2 protein-coding genes are annotated in these 1,590 nt (G+C 27.7%); both read left to right on the top strand.

Features of this window, described 5'->3' with window-relative positions:
• The first annotated feature begins 752 nt into the window (after positions 1 to 752).
• On the top strand, positions 753 to 944 hold the full coding sequence (locus AC1B00_RS09540; protein WP_488849491.1) for a ribbon-helix-helix domain-containing protein: 192 nt from the start codon (positions 753 to 755) through the stop codon (positions 942 to 944).
• An 80-nt stretch (positions 945 to 1,024) separates the two neighbouring features.
• Positions 1,025 to 1,590, top strand: a 566-nt coding sequence (locus AC1B00_RS09535; protein ID WP_488849490.1) for a replication protein, incomplete at its 3' end; no start/stop codon positions are given.

Here is a 1,590-nt window from a genome sequence, read left to right as displayed (position 1 = left end):
ATTAGAGCTTTTTGATTGTGCTTCTAGTAATACATTATTATTTAATACATATCTTACAAGTAAGCGTAATAAAAAATTTACTATGCGAACCGAAATATTATAAGCAAGTTTTTTAGTATAGGCACGGCTGTCAATGTTATACGCATACGCTCCTAACATTAACGCCGTGCTTTAGGGTTTCACCCTAAAAACCCAAAGACAAATAAGGATAAAAAAATTTATGGGGGCATGGGGGAATCCCCCATAAAGCAAAAAAAGTATTCCTTTTTTTGCGTAGCATAAAAACGCAAAGCGTTTTTGCTCTAGTTAATGCGACAGCATTAACACCCTAAAAGAAAAAAACAATTCTTATTTTTTTAATTATTCAAGTATTATTTATCCCCTTTTTATTAGCCCTTGCCTTAATGTATCAAAAATCTATTTGATGAAATAGGACAGGAGAGAGAGTGCGAGGCGTGAGCCACGCACGACCTCTCCCTTGTCTATATATTAAATAATTTCATCATTAAGCTTTGTTTAAGAATAGAGTAATAAATAAATAATAATAATTATCAAAAATTTTTATAATTTATTGATTTGGATTTTCAAAATATGGGTAAAAATAGGGATTTTCTTGGGGGCTACTACGACAGCCCCCAAGGGAGAGACCAAAGACAAAAGACAAAAAAAAAGCAATATTAATTAATTATTAATTATAATTGTATAATATTTATTCACTTATATATAAGTGCAAAAAAAAGAAAGGATAAATTATGAATTTTGATAATGTTAATCAAAAAAAAATCGATACAATTAATAGAATTGGAGTAAGTTTAAACGATAATACTTATCAAAAATTAGATGAATTGTGCGAAAATTTTGGCTTAGGTCGTTCTGCAATGATTTCATTTGCTTTGAATGATTTTTTTATAAATTATCAAAATAAGAAAGAAAATAAAAATTAATAGAATTAAATTTTTTAAGAAAGGTCGGTAAAAACTCTTTTTTTGGAACTAGATATTTTTACCGAAAAGGTAATAATATTATGTCAGAAAATAGTAAAAATGCAAGAAGTTATTCTTGGGTATGTGTAATTTATCCAGAGAGCTTACCAAAAAATTTTGAAAAAATTATTCAGTTGAGTGGGCTTAAATGTGCTTTAAGTCCTTTGCACGATAAAGATTTAAACGCAGATGAAGAACACAAAAAACCACACTATCATTTAATTTATAGATTTGATACAAATGTTCGTTATTCTCAAGCTAAAAAATTTTCAGATGAATTAAATGGAACTATTCCACAGCTTTTACATAGCGTAAGGGGTTATTATAGATACTTAACACATAAAGACAACCCTGAAAAATATCAATATAATGAGAAAGATATTAAACTATTTAATGGCTTTAACATTAAAGATTATTGCACTCCTACAAGCGCAGAAATCTCACAAATGAAACGAGATATTAAGAATTATATTAATGAGAAAGAAATTACAGAATATTGCGATTTATTAGATTGTTTAGATAATGATGGCTTATTAGAGCTTTTTGATTGTGCTTCTAGTAATACATTATTATTTAATACATATCTTACAAGTAAGCGTAATAAAAA

This window comes from Campylobacter sp. DY7, assembly GCF_057802535.1.
Note: the sequence above shows the minus strand (reverse complement) of the source record. Positions and strands in the feature narration are given on the sequence as shown.